This window comes from Herbaspirillum sp. WKF16, assembly GCF_028993615.1.
In the GTDB taxonomy this organism is placed as follows: domain Bacteria; phylum Pseudomonadota; class Gammaproteobacteria; order Burkholderiales; family Burkholderiaceae_D; genus Herbaspirillum.
On the sequence record NZ_CP118632.1, the window covers coordinates 4,199,265 to 4,218,948 of the forward strand.

At 67.2% G+C, this 19,684-nt stretch carries 15 protein-coding genes and 1 tRNA gene; 11 read left to right on the forward strand and 5 right to left on the reverse strand.

Going from position 1 to position 19,684, the window contains the following annotated elements; translation table 11 throughout:
- Positions 1 to 5 precede the first annotated feature (5 nt).
- The gene (locus Herbaro_RS19035; RefSeq protein WP_275011173.1) at positions 6 to 1,193 is read left to right on the forward strand and encodes a serine hydrolase domain-containing protein; all 1,188 of its coding nucleotides are present in this window, start codon (positions 6 to 8) and stop codon (positions 1,191 to 1,193) included.
- A gap of 85 nt (positions 1,194 to 1,278) precedes the next feature.
- Here Herbaro_RS19035 and Herbaro_RS19040 read toward each other — a convergent pair whose 3' ends face one another.
- A complete protein-coding gene (locus tag Herbaro_RS19040) occupies positions 1,279 to 3,594 on the reverse strand; it encodes a penicillin-binding protein 1A (RefSeq protein ID WP_275011174.1) in 2,316 nt (771 codons plus the stop codon).
- A 499-nt stretch (positions 3,595 to 4,093) separates the two neighbouring features.
- Here Herbaro_RS19040 and pilM point away from each other — a divergent pair, with 499 nt between their 5' ends.
- The 8 genes from pilM to Herbaro_RS19080 all read left to right on the forward strand — a co-directional run bounded on the left by pilM (position 4,094) and on the right by Herbaro_RS19080 (position 13,122).
- Positions 4,094 to 5,023 carry a pilus assembly protein PilM gene (pilM, locus tag Herbaro_RS19045; RefSeq protein WP_275011175.1) on the forward strand — a complete coding sequence of 310 codons (930 nt, stop codon included), beginning with the start codon at positions 4,094 to 4,096 and terminating at the stop codon, positions 5,021 to 5,023.
- The gene (locus Herbaro_RS19050) at positions 5,020 to 5,586 is read left to right on the forward strand and encodes a pilus assembly protein (protein ID WP_275011176.1); all 567 of its coding nucleotides are present in this window, start codon (positions 5,020 to 5,022) and stop codon (positions 5,584 to 5,586) included. The genes pilM and Herbaro_RS19050 overlap by 4 nt, the downstream gene beginning before the upstream one ends.
- The gene (gene pilO / locus Herbaro_RS19055; protein WP_275011177.1) at positions 5,583 to 6,191 is read left to right on the forward strand and encodes a type IV pilus inner membrane component PilO; all 609 of its coding nucleotides are present in this window, start codon (positions 5,583 to 5,585) and stop codon (positions 6,189 to 6,191) included. Before Herbaro_RS19050 ends, pilO begins: the two co-directional genes overlap by 4 nt.
- Positions 6,188 to 6,754 (forward strand): hypothetical protein, encoded by a 567-nt coding sequence (locus Herbaro_RS19060; protein WP_275011178.1) that lies wholly within the window; start codon positions 6,188 to 6,190, stop codon positions 6,752 to 6,754. The genes pilO and Herbaro_RS19060 overlap by 4 nt, the downstream gene beginning before the upstream one ends.
- A complete protein-coding gene (locus Herbaro_RS19065; protein WP_275011179.1) occupies positions 6,751 to 8,796 on the forward strand; it encodes a type IV pilus secretin PilQ in 2,046 nt (681 codons plus the stop codon). Before Herbaro_RS19060 ends, Herbaro_RS19065 begins: the two co-directional genes overlap by 4 nt.
- A gap of 177 nt (positions 8,797 to 8,973) precedes the next feature.
- Positions 8,974 to 10,779, forward strand: a complete 1,806-nt coding sequence (gene aroKB, locus Herbaro_RS19070) for a bifunctional shikimate kinase/3-dehydroquinate synthase AroKB (protein WP_275011180.1) — start codon at positions 8,974 to 8,976, stop codon at positions 10,777 to 10,779.
- A 1-nt stretch (position 10,780) separates the two neighbouring features.
- The gene (locus Herbaro_RS19075; protein WP_275011181.1) at positions 10,781 to 11,932 is read left to right on the forward strand and encodes a deoxyguanosinetriphosphate triphosphohydrolase; all 1,152 of its coding nucleotides are present in this window, start codon (positions 10,781 to 10,783) and stop codon (positions 11,930 to 11,932) included.
- Between the two features lie 464 nt (positions 11,933 to 12,396).
- On the forward strand, positions 12,397 to 13,122 hold the full coding sequence (locus Herbaro_RS19080; protein WP_275011182.1) for a DUF5610 domain-containing protein: 726 nt from the start codon (positions 12,397 to 12,399) through the stop codon (positions 13,120 to 13,122).
- A gap of 220 nt (positions 13,123 to 13,342) precedes the next feature.
- Here the strand turns inward: Herbaro_RS19080 and Herbaro_RS19085 are convergent, their stop codons facing one another.
- Positions 13,343 to 15,694 carry a Tex family protein gene (locus Herbaro_RS19085; RefSeq protein ID WP_275011183.1) on the reverse strand — a complete coding sequence of 784 codons (2,352 nt, stop codon included), beginning with the start codon at positions 15,692 to 15,694 and terminating at the stop codon, positions 13,343 to 13,345.
- 184 nt (positions 15,695 to 15,878) lie between these two features.
- Here Herbaro_RS19085 and pth point away from each other — a divergent pair, with 184 nt between their 5' ends.
- Positions 15,879 to 16,457, forward strand: a complete 579-nt coding sequence (gene pth / locus Herbaro_RS19090) for an aminoacyl-tRNA hydrolase (protein ID WP_275011184.1) — start codon at positions 15,879 to 15,881, stop codon at positions 16,455 to 16,457.
- 63 nt (positions 16,458 to 16,520) lie between these two features.
- Here pth and Herbaro_RS19095 read toward each other — a convergent pair whose 3' ends face one another.
- Together Herbaro_RS19095 and Herbaro_RS19100 are read right to left on the reverse strand one after the other, a co-directional pair.
- Entirely contained in the window at positions 16,521 to 17,291 is a 771-nt protein-coding gene (locus tag Herbaro_RS19095) for a DsbC family protein (protein ID WP_275011185.1), read from the reverse strand.
- A 170-nt stretch (positions 17,292 to 17,461) separates the two neighbouring features.
- Positions 17,462 to 18,694, reverse strand: coding sequence for an FAD-dependent monooxygenase (locus Herbaro_RS19100; RefSeq protein WP_275011186.1), 1,233 nt, complete (start codon positions 18,692 to 18,694; stop codon positions 17,462 to 17,464).
- Positions 18,695 to 18,778: 84 nt separating this feature from the next.
- On the opposite strand from Herbaro_RS19100, the gene Herbaro_RS19105 reads away from it, so the two are divergent.
- A tRNA-Phe gene (locus tag Herbaro_RS19105) sits at positions 18,779 to 18,854 on the forward strand.
- A 114-nt stretch (positions 18,855 to 18,968) separates the two neighbouring features.
- Here Herbaro_RS19105 and Herbaro_RS19110 read toward each other — a convergent pair.
- On the reverse strand, positions 18,969 to 19,682 hold the full coding sequence (locus Herbaro_RS19110) for an OmpA/MotB family protein (protein WP_275011187.1): 714 nt from the start codon (positions 19,680 to 19,682) through the stop codon (positions 18,969 to 18,971).
- Positions 19,683 to 19,684 lie beyond the last annotated feature (2 nt).

The window sequence follows — 19,684 nt, forward strand, 5'->3', positions numbered from 1 at the left end:
CCGCCATGCGCAACCGCAGAACATCCCGGCGCCTGGCCGGCGTCGCCGCCGCGCTGCTGGCGCTGCTGGCGGCCGCCGAAGGAGCGCGGCGCGCGGCCGACCTGCCCAGCCTGCCGACCCTGGTCGACCTGCAGTTCGACCTGACTCCGCGCAGCCGCAGCTACAAGGTGTTCGACGCCAACCCGATCGCGCGCTCGGCCCATCCGGCGCCGCTGCCGACCTCGCTCCAGCCGCTGGAGATCGCCGTGCCCTGGAAGGACGGCGGCGCGCTCAAGCTGGCGGACTTCCTGGCGACCACCCATACGCAAGCCTTCCTGGTGGTGCAGGACGGGCGCATCGCCTACGAACGCTACATCGACGGCGACGACGCCTCCTCGCGCTTCGCCTCGTTCTCGGTGGCCAAGTCCTTCGTCGCCACGCTGACCGGCGCGGCGCTGGCGCAGGGCGCGATCAAGTCGCTGCAGGAGCCGATCGGCAACTACCTCAAACCCGGCGAGATCGACCCGGCCTATGCCGGCATCACCATCGGCCAGCTGCTCGACATGCGCGGCGGCATCGACGTCGACGAGCGCTATGGCGGCTCGCTGACCTCGCCGGTGGTGCGCATGTTCGTCACCACCGACCTGACCAGCTTCATCGCCCGCCGCCATGGCCTGCGCTTCGCGCCCGGCTCGCGCTTCGAGTACCGCAGCATCGACACCCTGGTGCTCTCCCGCGTGCTGGCGCGCGCAACCGGCATGCGCCTGTCGGACTACGCCCAGCGCACCCTGTGGGAGCCGCTGGGCATGGAGCAGGACGCCAGCTGGAGCACCGACAGCGACCGCCATGGCGTGGAGAAGGCGTTCTGCTGCATCAACACCACCGCGCGCGACTTCGCCAAGCTGGGCCTGCTCTACCTCAACGAAGGCCGCGCCGGCGGCAAGCAGATCGTCGCCCCCGCCTGGACCGGCGAGCCGCGCCTGCCGGTCAACGACGGCGCCGTCCTCGATTACCGCAATGGCTGGTGGATCCCGCCCGGCAACGCGGCCGACCGCGACTTCACGGCCATCGGCGTGTTCGGGCAATACATCTACGTCAACCCGGCCACGCGCACCGTGATCGTCAAGCTCAGCGACCACGGCGTGGAGCAGGACGAGGTGCTGACGCTGCTGGCCCTGCGCAGGATCAGCCACCACGTGTCCGGCCGGGACTGAGCGCCCTCTCCCGCCTGCCCGCATGAAAAAAGCCGCCTGTCTCGCGACAGGCGGCTTTTTCGTTTGCGATCCCGGCAGCGGGACGTCAGAACAATTCGTTCTTCATCTGCGTCTTGGCCTTTTCCTCTTCCGGCGTCAGGCCGGAATGGTCGCCCATGCCCAGGTCGCGCACCATGGCGTTGGGCGGGTACTCGGCGTAGTAGAACTCGCCGCCGGCTTCGATCACGCCGTCGGGCACCTTGCGGTCGACGTTGGGCACGTCCTTGAGGGCCTTGGACATGTAGCTGATCCACACCGGCAGGGCCAGGCCGCCGCCGGTTTCGCGGTCGCCCAGGCTCTTGGGCTGGTCGTAGCCGATCCAGGCGATCGCGGTCAGGCCCGGCTGGTAGCCGGCGAACCAGGCGTCCATCGAGTCGTTGGTGGTGCCGGTCTTGCCGGCCAGGTCGGTGCGCTTCAGCGACAACGCCTTGACCGCGGTGCCGTGGCGCACCACGTCGCGCAGCATGCTGTCCATGATGAAGGCATTGCGCGCGTCGATCACGCGGTTGGACTCATCCTCGGCGGTGGCCGGCTTGGCCTGCGAGAGCACGTCGCCGTTGTTGTCGGTGACCTTGGTGATCAGGTAAGGGTTGACCTTGTAGCCGCCGTTGGCGAACACCGAGTACGCGCCCACCATCTGCAGCGGCGTGACGTTGCCGGCGCCCAGCGCCAGCGTCAGGTAGGGCGGGTTCTTGTCGGCGTCGAAGCCGAAGCGGGTGATGTACTCCTGCGCATACTTCACGCCCACGCGCTCCAGGATGCGGATCGAGACCAGGTTGATCGACTTCTGCAGCGCGCGTCGCATCGAGATCGGGCCCTCGAACTTGCCGCCGTAGTTCTTGGGTTGCCACACCTGGCCGCCGGTCTGGGTGAAGGTCAGCGGCGCATCGTTGATGATGGTGGCCGGCGAGAGTCCCTTCTCCAGCGACGAGGAGTAGATGAAGGGCTTGAACGACGAGCCCGGCTGGCGCCACGCCTGGGTCACGTGGTTGAATTTGTTGCGGTTGAAGTCGAAGCCGCCCACCAGCGAACGGATCGCGCCGTCCTGGGAGTTGACCGAGACGAAGGCCGACTCCACCTCCGGCATCTGCGTGATGATCCAGCTCTTGCCGTCCTGGAACACGCGGATGATGGCGCCGCGCCGGATCTTCTTCTGCGGCGGCGCCTTGTCCGACAGCAGGTTGGCGCCGAAGCCCAGGCCCGAACCCGAGATGCTGATCTCTTCGCCGGTGGCCAGCATCGCCGTGATTTCCTTGGGCTTGGCTTCCAGCACCACGGCCGAGACCATGTCGTCGCTGTCCGGGTGATCGGCCAGCTCGACCTCGACGGCGTCTTCCACGGCTTCCTTGGAGGCGTTCTCCGGCAGCTCCATGTAGCCTTCCGGGCCGCGATAGCCGTGACGCCGCTCGTAGTCGATGATGCCGCGGCGCAGGGCGATGTAGGCGGCGTCCTGGTCGGTCTTGGTGATGGTGGTGAAGACGTTCAGGCCGCGTGTATAGGTCTCGTCCTTGTACTGCGAGTAGATCAGCTGGCGCGCCATTTCGGCGACGTATTCGGCGTGCATGCCGAAGGCCGAGCTGTCGCCCTTGACGCGCAGCTCCTCATCCCTGGCCACCAGGTATTGCGGCTCGCTGATGTAGCCCAGCTGGCGCATGCGCAGCAGGATGTACTGCTGGCGCGCATGGGCGCGCTTGGGGTTCACCACCGGGTTGTAGGCCGACGGCGCCTTGGGCAGGCCGGCCAGCATGGCCGCTTCGGCGATGGTGATGTCCTTCAGTTGCTTGCCGAAATAGATCTGGGCGGCCGAGGCGAAGCCGTAGGCGCGCTGGCCCAGATAGATCTGGTTCATGTAGACCTCGAGGATCTGGTCCTTGGTCAGGTTGTTCTCGATCTTCCAGGCCAGCGGGATCTCATAGAAGAACTTGCGCGTGGCCTTCTGCAGGAAGGTCGGCTCGTTGCTGGTCAGGAAGAAGTTGCGCGCCACCTGCTGGGTGATGGTGGAGGCGCCGCCGCCGCCGCCCGACAGGTTGGAGAAGGTGGCGCGCGCGATGCCCTGGTAATCCACGCCGCCGTGCTCGTAGAAGCGGTCGTCCTCGATGGCGAGCACGGCCTTCTTCATGATCTCGGGGATCTCCTTGAAGTGCACCATGTTGCGCCGTTCCTCGCCGAACTCGCCGATCAGCACGCCGTCGGCCGAGAAGATGCGCAGCGGGATCTTGGGCCGGTAGTCGGTCAGGGTGTCGAGGTCGGGCAGCTTGGGATAGGTCAGGGCGACGATGAAGGTCACGCCCAGCAGCGCCATGACGACCAGGCCGAATAGGGTGCCGAACAGGCCCAGGACGATGCGCAGGGACCAGTGCATGCGCTTGCGCGGCGCTTTGGCCGGGGCAGGATCCGGCTTGCCGGCCGGTGCCGGGGTCGGTTTGTCGCCCGCGTTGGAAGGTGAAGACATTCGAGATAAACGAGTAAAAACGAGTAGAGCAGGCCTTGGCCGGATGTTAAGAAACAAGGACGCATTATAGCGGCTCGCCCGGACCGCCCATGCCTGCGGCCGTTCGCCCCGGCTTTCGCCGGCAGCCGATGGCGGGCAGGAACCACCCGGCCAGCCGCCGGCCGTACGGATCGCCCCGCATTTGCCACCATCTTGCGGCGATCGGGACGAATTGCCATGGAAAGCGCGTATCAGGCCGCTTGCCGCCAAGTGTTGCAAATCGACCAAACACGGTTTGACCGGATTGGGCGGCGCGGTTCCTCCCCCGGCCGTCATTTGCCCCGCGATCCTCAAGTTTCGTCTATTGCCCGCAGGGATGGAGGTACTGAACAATCGTCGGCTCATCGAGGCATCCCCGGGGCGGCGCGACATGGACTCTCTTGCGGCATCGAACGAAGCGATTACTCAGGCCAGGCCGGCGCGCTGGTTCCGGCGCCACGCGCGCGCAGGCTGCGCCGGCATCGACATCGGCGCCGACCGCGTGCGCCTGGCCATGCTGCGCCGGCGGCGCGGGAAACTCTGCGTGGAACGGCTGGCCGAGCAGCCGCTGGGTGCAGACGCATGCGGCGGCGACGGCCAGCTCGGCGACATCGGGCTGGCCGCGCAGGCCTGCCGCGGCCTTTTGCGCAAGCACGCGCCGGAGGCAGGCGCCATCGTCGTCGCCATTCCCGCTGCGGCGGCCATCTCCACACGCCTGATACTGCCGGCGTCGTCCAGCCCGCCGCAGCGGCTGGCGCAGGTGCGCGCCGAACTGGCCGCGCACGGCTTGCCGCTGGACTCGCTGGCGCTGGACTACCGCGTGCTCGGCCCGGCGCCGGCCTCCCCCTCCGATGTCCTGGTGCTGGCGCTGTGCGCGCCGTCGCTGATGGCCGAGGACCGGCTGGCCCTGGCCGGGTCGCTCGAGCTCCCCCTGCGCGCGATGCCGGTGGACGGCTGGTGCGTGGCCGCCTTCCTGCGGACGCACGAGACCGACGCCGTGCTGCACCTGGGCGCCGCCTGCTGGCTGTCGCGGCGACCGCACGAATGCCTGCCGCTGCGATGGCGGGCCGCCATCCCCGCCGCCATCCCGGCCCTGCTGCATGAACTGGCGCCGCTGCTGCATCCTGCGCCGCGCCGCCTGCTGCTGACCGGCCCCCACCCCGGGCTGGGCAACATCGCCGCCGCGCTCGGAAAATACGCCGGGCTCGCAGCCGTCGTCGCCGCGCCGCGCATCGATGCCGCCTTCGCGGCGACACTCCCGGCCCCGGCGCTGGCGCCCTTCCATTGCGCGCTGGCGCTGGCTGCGGAAGGGCTGGCATGACTGGCGTCCCGCGCTTCGATCGCTTCGATTTTTCCGCATCGCCCGAACAGCGTCGCCGCCGCCGCGAGCAGCGCTTCTACCGCCAACTCGCCTGCGCCGCAGTGCTGGGTGCCCTGCCGGTGCTCGCGCTGAGCTGGCGCATCGACGCCCGGACCGCTGCCCTGGCCGCGGCCAACCGCGTGCTCGACGCCGAATTGCACATCCTGCGGCCGCAACTGGCGCAGGCGCTTGCCGCCCGCCAGGCCATTGCCACGATGCAGGCCCGGCTCGACGGCCTCGACCGGCAGGCCGCACGCCGCGCGCAGGCCGCACGCCTGCTGCGCCGCGCCTCCCTGGCCATGCCGCTCCAGGGCCGGCTGGAGCGCATCGCGCTGCGCGCCGGCGACGCCGAGCTGCGCGGCTATGCGAGCGCCACGTCCGATGTGCAAGCCTATGCCGAGGCGCTCGCGCGCGCCGGCCTGGACGGCATCGCGATCCGGGACCTGAAAAAGGATGGCGACGCCGCCCAACGGCGCTACGCATTCACGCTGTCCGTACGCCTGCCTGCGATGAGGTCTTCATGAGGCGCCCTCGCCTTTCGCTTGCGTGCGCCTGCTCCCATCCGGCGCAGTGGCGATGGCCGGCGCGCGCCGCCCTGATGCTGTCGGCGCTGCTCGCCTGCACCGCCAGCGGCCTGGCGCTGTACGCCGGCGAACGCAGCGCGGCGCGCCAGGGCGCGGAGAACTGTCGCGCCGAATTGCAGGCCCAGCTCAAGGGAGCGCTGGCGCAAGATGCCGGTCTTCCCGCGCTGCGCCGACATGAGGGCGAACTGGCGATGCGGCTGTCGGCGGCGGAAGACGCCTTGTGGCCCGACAGCGACGACACCGGCGAGCTGCTGCAGGCCAAGCTGGCGCGCCGCGCCGCGGAGTGCGGCCTGACCGTGGAATCCTTGCGGCCGCTGGCGGCGCAGGGGAATGCCGTCCCGTCCGGCGCCGAGATCGGCCTGCGGGGCGAGTACACGCAACTGCTGCGCTTCACCGAACTGGTTACCGCCGCGCCGTGGCCGGTCCTTCTCGACACCATGGAAATCGTGCGCGACGAACGCGATGCCACTCCGGCGCTGCTGATGAACGCCAGGCTGCGCGTCATGGCGCGCAGCGAGAAAATCGACGACGGGGAAAAGAAATGAGGGCGCCCCTCGCCATCGTCGCCGCCTTCCTGGCGCCACTGGCTGGCGTGTTTGCCGCGGCTGCGGCCGCGGTCGCGGTGGCGGCAACGGCTGCCGCGCCGACCGACGAGAGCGCGCTGGCCCGTGCATGGATCGCCCAGGCCCGGCGCGCGGCCAGGCCGGGGCCGCAGCTTGACCGCACGCCGCAAGCCGGCGCGCCGGCAACGGCCGACGATGAGGACGTCGCCGCGACGCTGTCGGATCCCTTTGCGCTGCGGGGTGGGCTGGAACCGGCCTCGCAATCCACGCCGCAGAAAGGCCGCATCGCCGGCGATGAGGAAGAAGAAATCGAGGCGCCCGCGACGCGGATACGCCTGCTCGGCACCCTGGTGCAGGACAGCATGGCATGCGCGGTGCTGCAGATCGATGGCGCGAGCTACCGCGTGCGCCCCGGCGACCCTTTGCCGGACCGCCTGGGCAAGGTGCTCAGGATCGATGAGGCGTCATTGGACTTCGCCGGCCCCGACACTGCGCAGACGGTGCATACGATACGCCTCGCCGCGCCCTCGAAAGCCGGCGCATGATCGTCACGGCGCGTGGGTTCGGCTTGCTGCTTGTGGCGCTGCTGCACCTGCCCGCATCGGCGGGGCAGAACCGGCTGCTGGCATTGAACGTCCAGCCGGGCGACGACGGCACGACGGTCGAACTGCGTTTCGCCCATCCCCCGGAACCGGACGCCATCCATGCCTTCTCGACCCTCGAGCCGCCGCGGCTGGTGCTGGATTTCCCGCAGGCCTCGCTGGCCGGCGACGTGACCAGGAACACCCCGGCCCGGGGCCTCGCCAGCCGCGCCGTGCTGGCCACGGATCACGAGCGCCTGCGGCTGCAGCTCGACCTGCGCCGCGCCGTGACGCACCGCCTGCGCGTGGATGGCAACACCCTGCGCGTGGAGCTGCGCGAACCTGCCCCACCGCCGAATGAAGATACCGGGCTTGCCGTGAGCGCCATCGACTTCCGCCGCGGCGCCGCCGGCGAAGGTCGGCTGACGGTGGAGCTGCCGACGGCGCAGGCTGCGGTCACGGTGCGCCAGCTGGGCCAGAAACTGGTGGCCGACATCGCCGGGGTCGACCTGCCGGCCGCGCTGCAGCGGCGCATGGAGGTGAACGACTTCGCCACGCCGGTGACGCGCTACGCGGCCATGCGTCATGAGGGCGGCACGAGGCTGGTGATCGAGCCGCAGGGCATGTGGCGCTACCACGCCTACCAGAGCGGGCAGCAGCTGCTGATCGACGTGATTCCGGTCACGCCGCCGGCGCACCGGATCGCCGGCGACGAATACCGCGGCGCCAAGCTCTCGCTCAATTTCCAGGACATCGAGGTGCGCTCCGCGCTGCAGGTGCTGGCCGACTTCACCGGCCTGAACGTCATTGCCAGCGATGCCGTCGCGGGACGGCTGAGCCTGCGCCTGAAGGACGTGCCCTGGGACCAGGCGCTGGACATCATCATGCAGGCGCGCGGGCTGGACATGCGCCGCAACGGCAACATCGTCTGGATCGCGCCGCGCGAGGAGATGCTGGCGCGCCAGCGCCAGGAGCTGGAGCAGAAGGCCTCGATCGCCGACCTGGAGCCGCTGCAGGCCGAAGTGTTCCAGCTGAACTACCAGCGCGCCGACACCTTCCGCCACGTGTTCGGCATCGGCGACGACGGCGCGGTCGTCGCCGAGCGCCGCAACGCCCTGCTCTCGCGACGCGGCAGCGCGGTGGTCGACGCCCGCACCAACCAGCTGTTCGTCACCGACACCATGGCGGTGCTGGCCAACATCCGCAAACTGCTCGAACGCATCGACATCGCCGCGCGCCAGGTGCTCATCGAGGCCCGCATCGTCGAGGCCGACGACAGCTTCGCCCGCAACCTGGGCATGAGGCTCGGCCTGTCGGCCAAGACACGGGGCGCGGCCGCCGGCAACTCCTACGCCGGCGTGGGCGAGCTGAGCGGCCAGACGCCGCCGGCGCCCGGCACCTATCTCAAGGATTCGGCGCTCAACCTGCCGGCGCCGGCCATCGCCGGCGCGCATCCCGGCAGCTTCGCCTTCACCCTGTTCAACGCCGCCGCCCAGCGTTTCCTGAACGTCGAACTGTCGGCGCTGGAATCCGAAGGGCGCGGCAAGATCGTCTCCAGCCCGCGCGTCGTCACCGCCGACCAGCAAGCCGCGCTGATCGAACAGGGCGAGGAAATCCCCTACCAGCAGTCCACCAGCAGCGGCGCCACCGCCACCGCGTTCAAGAAAGCCAACCTGAAGCTGGAAGTGACCCCGCAGATCACGCCCGACGGCAACGTCATCCTCGACGTCGACGTCAACAAGGACAGCCGCGGCAGCGCCACGCCCGGCGGCCTGGCGATCAACACCAAGCACGTCAAGACCCGCGTGCAGGTGGAGGATGGCGGCACCGTGGTGATCGGCGGCATCTACACCCAGACCGAGAACCGGCATGAATCCAGGGTGCCGTTCCTGGGCGACATCCCGCTGCTGGGCCACCTCTTCCGGCAAAGCGGACGCGTGCAGGACAAGACCGAGCTGCTGATCTTCCTCACGCCGCGCGTGGTGATGCCGCCGGCGGCCTACTGACGCGCGGCGGCGCGGCGCCCGCGCCGGATCCAATTTTTCCCCGGGCGGGCGGCAAGGACGGTAAAATCGGCGTTTGGCCTCGAAAACTGCCGCGCGGCAACACTGCTGCGGCTTTCCGGCCTTCCGCCCTCCGGGCGGCGCCACCGAACATTTGCCTGCAGCGCAGAATTACGAGATATGACGGGAAGCATCTTTCTTGTCGGCCTGATGGGAGCCGGCAAGACCACCATAGGCCGCGCCTTGGCCAAGAAGCTGGGCAAGCGCTTCATCGATTCTGACCACGAGATCGAAGCGCGCACCGGCGCCTCGATTCCGGTCATCTTCGAGATCGAGGGCGAGGAGAGCTTCCGCCGGCGCGAAGCCGAAGTCATCCGCGAACTCTCGGCCCAGCCCGACATCGTGCTGGCCACCGGCGGCGGCGCCGTACTGCGCGCCGAGAACCGCGAGAACCTGAAAAAGGGCGGCACCGTCATCTACCTGCGCGCCAGCATCAACCAGATCCTCCAGCGCACCGGGCGCGACAAGAACCGCCCGCTGCTGCAGACCGCCGACCCGCGCCGCAAGCTGGAGGAACTCTCGCGCCAGCGCGAGCCGCTGTATCGCGAAGTGGCCGATTTCGTGGTCGAGACCAATCGCCCCAACGTGCAGTTCCTGGTGCAAACCATCATCAGCCACCTTGAACTCTCGCCCAAAGAGGCCGCGCAGGCGTCGTACCGCTCGCCCGCCCCCGACGAGGGCACGATCGTCATCGAACGCAGCAGCGCGGCCGTGGTCACAAGCCAAGACGGCGGTTTCGCCGCCATGGCAGCGACAAGCTCCACCACCGTCATCATCAACAGCGCCGTCGGCGCCAGCCGGAACACCAGCAGCATGAACCAAGCCAATACCGCCGTCACCGCCCCGATCACGCTCGAAGTCGACCTGGGCGAGCGCAGCTATCCCATCATCATCGGCCGCGGCCTGCTGGACGACGCCGCGCTGCTGCCGCAGTTCGTCAAGGGCAGGCGCGCGGCGATCGTCACCAACGACAAGGTCGGCCCGCTCTACCTGGAAAAAGTCAGCGCCGCCCTGCGCGCGGCCGGCAAGCAGGTCACCGAGATCGTGCTGCCGGACGGCGAGGAGCAGAAGAACTGGGCCAGCCTGATGACCATCTTCGACACCCTGCTGGCCGAGAAATGCGACCGCAAGACCACGCTGATCGCCCTGGGCGGCGGCGTGATCGGCGACCTGACCGGCTTCGCCGCGGCCTCCTACATGCGCGGTGTGCCCTTCGTGCAGGTGCCGACCACCCTGCTGTCGCAGGTCGACTCCTCGGTGGGCGGCAAGACCGGCATCAACCATCCGCTGGGCAAGAACATGATCGGCGCGTTCTACCAGCCGCAGGCGGTGATCGCCGATACCGCGACGCTGCACACGCTGCCGCCGCGCGAACTGGCCGCGGGCATCGCCGAGGTGATCAAGCACGGCGCCATCATCGACGCCCCGTTCTTCGACTGGATCGAGGCCAACATGCCGCAGTTGGTGGCCAAGGACGACGCCGCGCTGGCCTACGCCATCCAGCGCTCCTGCGAGATCAAGGCCGAGGTGGTGCGCCAGGATGAACGCGAAGGCGGCCTGCGCGCCATCCTCAACTTCGGCCACACCTTCGGCCACGCCATCGAGAACGGCCTGGGCTATGGCCAATGGCTGCACGGCGAAGCGGTCGGCTGCGGCATGGTGATGGCAGCCGACCTGTCGCATCGCCTGGGCTACATCGACACCGCTGCGCGCGACCGCATCCGCGCCGTGACCGCCGGCGCCGGCCTGCCCACGACGGCCCCGGACCTGGGCGACGAGCGCTGGCTGGAACTGATGGAAGTCGACAAGAAGAACGAAGGCGGGCAGATCAAGTTCATCCTGATCAAGCCGCTGGGAACCCCGCTCATTACCAACGCGCCCCAGGAACTGCTGATGCAGACGCTGGCGGCCTGCACCGGAGATTGATATGTCAGCTGAAGCGCCGCCGCACCTCGCCCCCTACGCCGCCAATTCGGCGAACTCAAGGGGACGGCGCTTCAGCGAAACCCCTCCCGGCTCGCGCAGCGAATTCCAGCGCGACCGCGACCGCATCGTCCACTCCACCGCTTTCCGCCGCCTCGAGTACAAGACCCAGGTCTTCGTCAACCACGAGGGCGACCTGTTCCGCACCCGCCTGACCCACAGCATCGAAGTGGCGCAGATCGCCCGTTCCTGCGCGCGCAACCTGCAACTGAACGAAGACCTGGTGGAAGCCATCTCGCTGGCCCACGACCTCGGCCACACGCCGTTCGGTCACGCCGGCCAGGACGAGCTCAACAACTGCATGAAGGACTACGGCGGCTTCGAGCACAACCTGCAGAGCCTGCGCGTGGTCGACGAGCTGGAACAGCACTACGGCGCCTTCGACGGCCTGAACCTGACCTTCGAGACGCGCGAGGGCATCCTCAAGCACTGCTCGCTGAGCAATGCCCGCCAGCTGGGCGACATCGGCCGCCGCTTCATCGAGAAGAAGCAACCCTCGCTGGAGGCGCAGTTGGCCAACCTGGCCGATGAGATCGCCTACAACAACCATGACATCGACGACGGCCTGCGTTCAGGCCTCCTGACCATGCCGCTGATGAGCGAGGTGGATTTCTTCGCGCGCCACCTGCGCGAAGTGGAGCAGGCCTACCCCGGCATCACCGGGCGCCGCGTGATCCATGAGACGGTGCGGCGCATGATCAACGCGCTCATCGTCGACCTGATCCATACCTCGCAGGCCCGCATCGCCGAACTGGCGCCGCTGGACATCGAGGACGTGCGCGCCGCGCCGCAGCTCATCGCATTCTCCGACGCCATGACCGCCGAAGCTGCGGTGCTGAAGAAATTCCTGCGCGAGAAGCTCTACCGCCACTACCAGGTCAACCGCATGACGGCCAAGGCGCGCCAGATCGTCGGCGACATGTTCGAAGCCTTCATCGGCCAGCCCAACCTGCTGCCGCCGGACTACCAGGTGAGCGGCATCGCCGACGAAACGCTGCGCCTGAACAAGCAGGCGCGCCAGGTCGCCGACTACATCGCCGGCATGACCGACCGCTACGCGATCCGCGAACATCGCCGGCTGTTCGTAATGGAATAATGAAATGATGGAATGAAGCCTGCGCGGCGCGAGACGGGCCGCAACGCCTGCGCATGCCGCTGAACGGGACGTTCCGATACGTCCCGTTTTCTCTCAGCTCATGCTTGGCCTCATTTCGTTGGCGCTGCGGAAATTGATTGGCCCGGAGGCAATGCGGGGCACATTTCGTTACACTTTTCCCGAAAAAAAATTTCGCCGCGCGCAGGCTCTGCAATGGCCTCGCCTGCTCCCCGCAAAGCCTTTGCCGGCAAGGGATTGCAAGAAATTTCCCCAATGAAATCCACGGCATCGCGCGCCGCCAACCGACGAAACCGGCAGATGTAAATTTCTGTCAATATTCAGATAACGCGACACCCGCCGTTATGAAGGAATGGATCGGCGCCGGCGTTTGCCGTTTGCCGCTCCAGCGGATCCGCCCTCCCCTTTTCTGATTCACGGATCCCCTCTTTTCTCAGGAGACCGTCATGCCTATCAGCACCACCGGCGGCGTCGACACCAAGTCGCTGCTGCCCAGCACCACCACCTCGACCACCGACTCGTCCAACCTGCCGGCCACCACCGGCGCGAGCAACGACAAGATCGCCGACGCGCAAAAGGCCAACCTGCTGACCGAGTCCGGCTCCAAGGCCCAGCTCAACGTGTCGATCCTGCAGGCCTCGCTGTCGGTGTCGCTGAACTCGCAGAACGATCCGCTTTCGCTGGTCTACAAGAGCGCCATCGAGAACATCAACGACGTGCTGCGCCCCGAGCTCGGCGACAATGCGATCCAGAACGCGATGTCGCAGGACAACTCGCCCGAAGGCACCGCCGGCCGCATCGTCTCCTTCGTCACCAACATGTTCCAGCTGTACAAGCAGAACAACCCGGACAAGGACGACGGCACCAACGCCGACGACTACATGCAGAAGATCCTCAAGGGCGTCGACCAGGGCTTCAAGGAAGCGCGCGGCATCCTGGAGAGCCTCAACGTGCTCAACGGCGACATCGCCAGCAACATCGACAAGACCTATGACCTGGTGCAGAAGGGCCTGGCCGACTTCCTCGCCAAGATCAAGGGCGACCAGCAGGACGGCGACGGCGCCGATGACGGCGATGGCAGCTCCAATGGCGGCGGCACCGTGACCGCCAGCGAGACCACGGTCAGCGTATCGATCTCGGTGAGCCAGACGCGCATCAGCACCAGCGCCTGATCGCTTTTTTCAGGCAATAAAAAACAGGCTGTTCCCTTGCGGGGACAGCCTGTTTTGTTTTGGGCGTTCGCCATGTCGCGACGTCCGCGCAACGACGCTGGGTCCCTGCTTTCGCAGGGACGACAGGAAAGAGAGAACTGGAACCTTCATCTGCTCAAGTCCCGCCCTACCCGTCGTCCCGGCGCAGGCCGGGATCCAGCGGCGTTCGTCGTGCGGCGAATCAGCCCTTCAACTTGGCGAACGCCGCCGCCATCGCATTGTTGGACGGCTCCTGTTCACGGCCGCGCTGGTTCTGGTGTTGCGAGAGGCGGCGCGCGTCGTTGCGGTCGCCGCGCTGCTCGTTGCGCGCGCCCGGCGCCGGCGCGGTGTCGTTCAGGCGCATGGTCAGGGCGATGCGCTTGCGCTTCTCGTCCACTTCCAGCACCTTGACCTTGACCACCTGGCCGGCCTTGACCACCGTGTGCGGATCCTTGACGAAGGTGTTCGACAGCGCCGAGATGTGCACCAGGCCGTCCTGGTGCACGCCGATGTCGACGAAGGCGCCGAAGGCGGCGACGTTGGTCACCACGCCTTCCAGGATCATGTCCGGACGCAGGTCCTTGATTTCCTCCACGCCTTCCTTGAAGGTCGCGGTGGTGAACTCGGGGCGCGGGTCGCGGCCCGGCTTGTCCAGTTCTTTCAGGATGTCGGTGACGGTGGGCACGCCGAACTTCTCGTCGGCGTACTTGGCCGGCGACAGGCCCTTCAACAGCGAGGTCTGGCCGACCACGCTCTTCACGTCCTTCTGGATGTCGGCGAGGATCTTCTGCACCAGCGGATAGGATTCCGGGTGCACCGCGGACGCGTCCAGCGGGTTATCGCCGTTCATCACGCGCAGGAAGCCGGCGGCCTGCTCGAAGGTCTTGTCGCCCAGGCGCGGCACTTCGCGCAGCGCGGCGCGCGAGGTGAACATGCCTTTCATGTCGCGGTAGGAGACGATGCTCTGCGCCACGCTGGCGTTCAGACCCGACACGCGCGCCAGCAGCGGCGCCGAGGCGGTGTTGACGTCCACGCCGACGGCGTTGACGCAGTCTTCCACCACGGCGTCCAGCGAGCGCGCCAGCTGGGTCTGGCTGACGTCGTGCTGGTATTGGCCCACGCCGATGGACTTGGGATCGATCTTGACCAGCTCGGCCAGCGGATCCTGCAGGCGGCGCGCAATCGACACCGCGCCGCGGATCGAGACATCCAGGTCCGGCAATTCCTTGGAGGCGAATTCGGAGGCCGAGTACACCGAGGCGCCGGCTTCCGACACCACGATCTTGGTCAGCTTCAGCTCGGGACGCAGCTTGATCAGGTCCTGCGCCAGCTTGTCGGTCTCGCGCGAGGCGGTGCCGTTGCCGATCGAGATCAGCGACACATTGTGCTTCTCGGCCAGTTGCGACAGCGTATGCAGCGAACCATGCCAGTCGTTGCGCGGCTGGTGCGGATAGATGGTGTCGTTGGCGACCACCTTGCCGGTGGCGTCGACGATGGCGACCTTGACGCCGGTGCGCAGGCCCGGATCCAGGCCCATGGTGGCGCGCGGGCCGGCCGGCGCGGCCAGCAGCAGGTCCTTCAGGTTGCGGGCGAAGACGTTGATGGCCTCGGCTTCGGCGTCTTCGCGCAGCTTGGTCATCAGTTCGGTTTCCAGGTGCATGAACACCTTCACGCGCCAGGCCCAGCGCACCGTGTCGGAGAGCCACTTGTCGGCGGCGCGGCCCTTGTTGGAGACGCCGAAGCGAATCGCGATGCGGCCTTCGCAGGGATTGTGCGGCGCGTCCCACTTCGGTTTTTCTTCCTCGGTGTCCAGGCGCAGCGCGACGTTGAGCATTTCCTCGCGGCGGCCGCGGAACAGCGCCAGCGCGCGGTGCGAGGGGATGGTGCCGATGGTTTCGGAGTAGTCGAAATAGTCGGCGAACTTCTCGCCGGCGTCCTGCTTGCCGTCCACCACCTTGGACTCGACCACGCCGTGGTCGGTCAGGTACTCGCGCAGGCTTTGCAGCAGCGCGGCGTCTTCCGAGAAGCGCTCCATCAGGATCTGGCGCGCGCCGTCCAGCGCGGCCTTGGCGTCGGGCACGCCGGGGTTGTCGCCGTTGTCGGTGGTGAAGGCCGGCTTGAGATACTTGGCGGCCTCATCTTCCGGATTCAGGGTCGGGTCGCCCAGCAGCGCATCGGCCAGCTCGGTGAGGCCGGCTTCGGCGGCGATCTGCGCCTTGGTGCGGCGCTTGGGCTTGTAGGGCAGGTAGAGGTCTTCCAGGCGGGTCTTGTCTTCCGCGTGGACGATGGCGTCCAGCAGCTCCGGCGTCATCTTGCCCTGCTCTTCGATCGAGGCGATGATCGCGGCGCGGCGGCTTTCCAGTTCGCGCAGGTAGCGCAGGCGCTCTTCCAGCAGGCGCAATTGAATGTCGTCCAGGCCGCCGGTCACTTCCTTGCGGTAGCGGGCGATGAAGGGGACGGTCGCGCCTTCGTCCAGCAAGGCGATGGCGGCAGCGACCTGCACCGGCTTGGCGACGAGTTCAAGGGCGAGTCGTTGTTCGATAGAAGGCAGCATGGTGAAACCCAGTCAACAATAGAAACGGTGAAAACAAAAAGATACTGCAAAGAAAAACAAGCGTTGGATGATACGCAATTCAACCGCATGCGCCAATCTTGACAAGGCGACTGCGATTGGACGCAAGACGGCAAACTCGGGATAATCGCCCTTTCCCCGATCAGCTCCTGTCCATTTTTGCAACATGTCCATCCGCCTCATCGTCGGCCTCGGCAACCCCGGTCCCGAATACGAACAAACCCGCCACAACGCCGGCTTCTGGCTGGTCGACAACCTGGCCGGCCCGGTGCGGCTGGCGCGCGAGACGCGCTTCAACGCCTTGGCCGGCAAGACCCAGGTCTCCGGCAACGAAGTCTGGCTGCTGGAGCCGCAGACCTTCATGAACCGTTCCGGCCAGTCGGTCGGCGCGCTGGCGCGCTTCTACAAGATCGCGCCGGAAGAGGTGCTGGTGGTGCACGACGAGCTGGACCTGGCGCCGGGCGTGGCGCGCATCAAGAAAGGCGGATCCTCGGGCGGCCATAACGGCTTGAAGGACATCACCGCCGCGCTCGGCACCCAGGACTACTGGCGCCTGCGCCTGGGCATCGGCCATCCGCGCACGCTGGGCCTGCAGCAGCCGGTGGCGGACTTCGTGCTGCACCGCCCGCGCAAGGAAGAACAATCGCTGATCAACGAGGCGCTGGACAAGAGCCTGAACGTGATCCCGCTGCTGGTGCAAGGCAAGTTCGAGGCCGCAATGATGGAGCTGCATACCGGCAAGTGATGCGCGACGAAGAAACGCGAAAGGGGCGCCCGCCACGCGGAGCGCCCCTTTTCATTGGCGCGCTTACTTCAGCGAGGACAGCTTCTGCTCCAGGCCCTTGGCGTCGATGGCGCCGGGAATGCGCGAGCCGTCGGTGAAGAAGATGGTCGGCGTGCCGGTGACCTTGAGCTTCTTGCCCAGCGCCAGTACTTCCTCGTGCGGGGCGTTGCAGCTGACGGGCGCGGCCGGCGCTTCCTTGCCGTTCACCATCCAGTCGTTCCAGGCGCGGCTCGGATTGGGCGCGCACCAGGCGTTGCGCGACTTGACGATGGAGTCCGGCGACAGGATGTTGTACTGGAAGGTGTAGACGGTGGTGTTGTCCACTTCCTGCAGCGTCTTGTGCAGGCGCTTGCAGTAGATGCAGTTCGGATCCTCGAAGATGGCGATCACGCGCTTGCCGTTGCCCTTGACGGTCTTGATCGCCTTATCCAGCGGCAGGCCGGAGAACGGCACCTGGTTCAGGGATTCGATCTTTTCCTTGGTCAGGTCGCGGTAGGTCTGGGAATCAACCACGCGGCCGATGAACAGGTATTGCGCCTTGGCGTCGGTATAGATGACGTCGCCGTCGATCTGGATCTCGTAGAGGCCGGAGTACGGCGTCTTGGTCACGGAATCGACCTTGGCATCCTTGCCCAGGCGCGGCTCGATGAGCTTCTTGATGGTGGCTTCGGTGCTGTCGGCGGCCTCGGCCTGCGCGTGGGCGGAAACGCCCGCGACGGCCGAGGCCATCAGCAGCGCCGCCGTGCTGATGCGGCGCAGGTTGCGCGCGGCGGCGGCTGTCAGAGTTTTATTCATGCTGGTCCTGATTCAAATCAAACGCCTGGACAATGTTCGCCGCGTCGGCCTGAAAGCCGCGCCACGACTGCCCTGGCGGTCATCTCTTGGAAATTGGTTAGGGGATGCGCGCATCCGCTGGCGCGAAGAAACATCGCCAGACGCGCTACCTTACCTCAAATCGGCCGCGCTCACTTGCCCAGGGCATGCGCGATCAGCCGGCGTTTCAGGACAGGCAGGCGGTTGACCAGGCTCATCCCGATGTTGCGCACCAGGCGCACCGGTTCGGCTTCGGTGGAGAAGATACGGTGCAGGCCGTCGGTGGCCAGCTGCATCAGCAGCACTTCTTCCTTGCGCGCGCGCGCATAGCGGCGCAGCACGCGGCCATCGCCGCAGTCGTATTGCGGCTCGCGGTTGACCAGCGTATCGATCAGCGCGGCGACGTCGCCGAAGCCCAGGTTCATGCCGTGCCCGGCCATCGGATGCACCACGTGCGCGGCGTCGCCGATGAGCGCCACGCGCGGCCCGATCATCGCGTGCGGCTTGATCAGGCGCAGCGGGAAGGCCTTGGCCACCTCCGGCTGCAGCGGCGCCAGCGCACCCAGCACCGGCCCGGCCCATTGGGCCAGGCGCTGCGCCAGTTCCGCCAGCGGCAGGCGCAGCAACTGCTCGGCCAGCGCCTGCGGCGCCGACCACACCAGCGAGACGCGCTCGCCCGGCAGCGGCAAGAGCGCGATCACGCCCTCGGTGGGGCTGAACCATTGGTAGGCCACGCCCAGGTGCGGCTTCTCGCAGCTGAAATTGGTGACGATGGCTTGCTGGCCGTAGGAACGGTAATCCAGCCCGATGTCGCACTGGCCGCGCACCCAGGAATTGGCGCCGTCGGCGCCCACCACCAGCGGCGCCGAGATGGCCTGGCCGGACTCCAGCGTCAGCGTCGCCGCCTCTTGCGACACCGCCAGCGCCGTGGCCCGGCCCTGCACCACGCGCACATTGGGCGCAAAGCGCAAGGCGGCGTCGAGCGCCTGGTCCAGGTTGCGGTCTTCGATGATCCAGGCCAGCGCGTGGGTGCGCGCCGAATAGGCGTCGAAACTCAGGAAGCCGGCCTGGGCCTGCGCCGCAGCGCCGTCGCCATGCACCGTCATGTTGTCCACCGGCGCGATGCGACCGGCGTCCATCGCCTCCCACACCCGCACCGAGGACAGCAGGCGATGCGCGGTATGGTTCAGCGCATAGACGCGCACGTCCCAGCTGGCCTCGTCCGTCGCCGGCGGCCTGGACGGCGGCGCCAGCAGCGTCACCTTGAAGCCGGCCTGCGCCAGCCCGAGCGCCGCAGCCTTGCCGACCGCGCCGTCGCCGACGATGCAGATATCGGTACCGGCCGCGGCCGGCGAAGAGGAATGGTGTTGTGCGTTGGAAGTCATGGATTGCATTATAAACGGCGGCCGAAAACTATTTTCCCGAAAGCACTTGCATAATTTTTTTTCGCTGCTATACTTCTCCGTCTTGGCCTGGTAGCTCAGTTGGTAGAGCAGAGGATTGAAAATCCTTGTGTCGGTGGTTCGATTCCGCCCCGGGCCACCAAGATCAAGCAAAACGCCAACCTTCGGGTTGGCGTTTTGCATTTCCGGCCACCCTTTTCCTTGGCGAGCGGCGGCATCCTCATCCCGCGCATATTCACGCCGAGGCTGCTCCATCTCACTGGCGCTGCTCAACTCCATTCACAAACCGCAGCTCCACCCGCCGGTTACGTTCGTCACCCGGATCCATGTCCGCCAGCGGTTGCGAATCGCCATAGCCGGCCACGATCACGCGGCGCGAGGCTTCGCCGTCGGCGCGGCCGATCAGCAGTTGCCGGGCTTCGCGGGCGCGGGCGGCGGAGAGGGTGAAGTTGTCGTCGTAGACGGCGCAGAAGGCGCGGTGGTCGGTGACGGGCGCCTTCACCGGCTTGTCGTCGGTGTGGCCTTCTACATAGATCCGTCCATTGCGAAATTGCGTGAGGTAGTCGGCAATCCGGTTCTCGACCTTGGCGAAGGCCTCCTTGGCTTCCGGTTCGATGCAGGCGCTGCCGCGGCGGAAGGCGCCCTCCTTGAGCGTGATCTTGCCGGTGTCGGCATCCACCGCGACGAAGCGCGACACCCCCGCCTGCGCGAAAGCCGACTTCATCTCGCCAAGTATTGCCGCCACCTCTTCGCGCGGCGCTTCCACCAATTGTACGGTCTGCACGGTTTGCGCCGCCTCCGGCTTGGGCTGCGCAGCCGCGGCGTCCGCGCGCGGGGCCGTTTCCTCGCGCGCCGAGGCGCCCGTGCCCGGGTTCTGCGCCAGGGTCACGGCCGTCAACGCGAGCGCGACCGCCGCCACGCCGGCCATGAGATTGGCGATGACGATCCATTCATTCGAGCTTTGCTTCATGG

Bases quoted from the DNA above. Each gene is read 5' to 3' on its own strand.
- Herbaro_RS19035 (WP_275011173.1), top strand. From the start codon at position 6: ATGCGCAACCGCAGAACATCCCGGCGCCTGGCCGGCGTCGCCGCCGCG.
- Herbaro_RS19040 (WP_275011174.1), bottom strand. From the start codon at position 3,594: ATGCACTGGTCCCTGCGCATCGTCCTGGGCCTGTTCGGCACCCTATTC.
- pilM (WP_275011175.1), top strand. From the start codon at position 4,094: ATGGACTCTCTTGCGGCATCGAACGAAGCGATTACTCAGGCCAGGCCG.
- Herbaro_RS19050 (WP_275011176.1), top strand. From the start codon at position 5,020: ATGACTGGCGTCCCGCGCTTCGATCGCTTCGATTTTTCCGCATCGCCC.
- pilO (WP_275011177.1), top strand. From the start codon at position 5,583: ATGAGGCGCCCTCGCCTTTCGCTTGCGTGCGCCTGCTCCCATCCGGCG.
- Herbaro_RS19060 (WP_275011178.1), top strand. From the start codon at position 6,188: ATGAGGGCGCCCCTCGCCATCGTCGCCGCCTTCCTGGCGCCACTGGCT.
- Herbaro_RS19065 (WP_275011179.1), top strand. From the start codon at position 6,751: ATGATCGTCACGGCGCGTGGGTTCGGCTTGCTGCTTGTGGCGCTGCTG.
- aroKB (WP_275011180.1), top strand. From the start codon at position 8,974: ATGACGGGAAGCATCTTTCTTGTCGGCCTGATGGGAGCCGGCAAGACC.
- Herbaro_RS19075 (WP_275011181.1), top strand. From the start codon at position 10,781: ATGTCAGCTGAAGCGCCGCCGCACCTCGCCCCCTACGCCGCCAATTCG.
- Herbaro_RS19080 (WP_275011182.1), top strand. From the start codon at position 12,397: ATGCCTATCAGCACCACCGGCGGCGTCGACACCAAGTCGCTGCTGCCC.
- Herbaro_RS19085 (WP_275011183.1), bottom strand. From the start codon at position 15,694: ATGCTGCCTTCTATCGAACAACGACTCGCCCTTGAACTCGTCGCCAAG.
- pth (WP_275011184.1), top strand. From the start codon at position 15,879: ATGTCCATCCGCCTCATCGTCGGCCTCGGCAACCCCGGTCCCGAATAC.
- Herbaro_RS19095 (WP_275011185.1), bottom strand. From the start codon at position 17,291: ATGAATAAAACTCTGACAGCCGCCGCCGCGCGCAACCTGCGCCGCATC.
- Herbaro_RS19100 (WP_275011186.1), bottom strand. From the start codon at position 18,694: ATGACTTCCAACGCACAACACCATTCCTCTTCGCCGGCCGCGGCCGGT.
- Herbaro_RS19110 (WP_275011187.1), bottom strand. From the start codon at position 19,682: ATGAAGCAAAGCTCGAATGAATGGATCGTCATCGCCAATCTCATGGCC.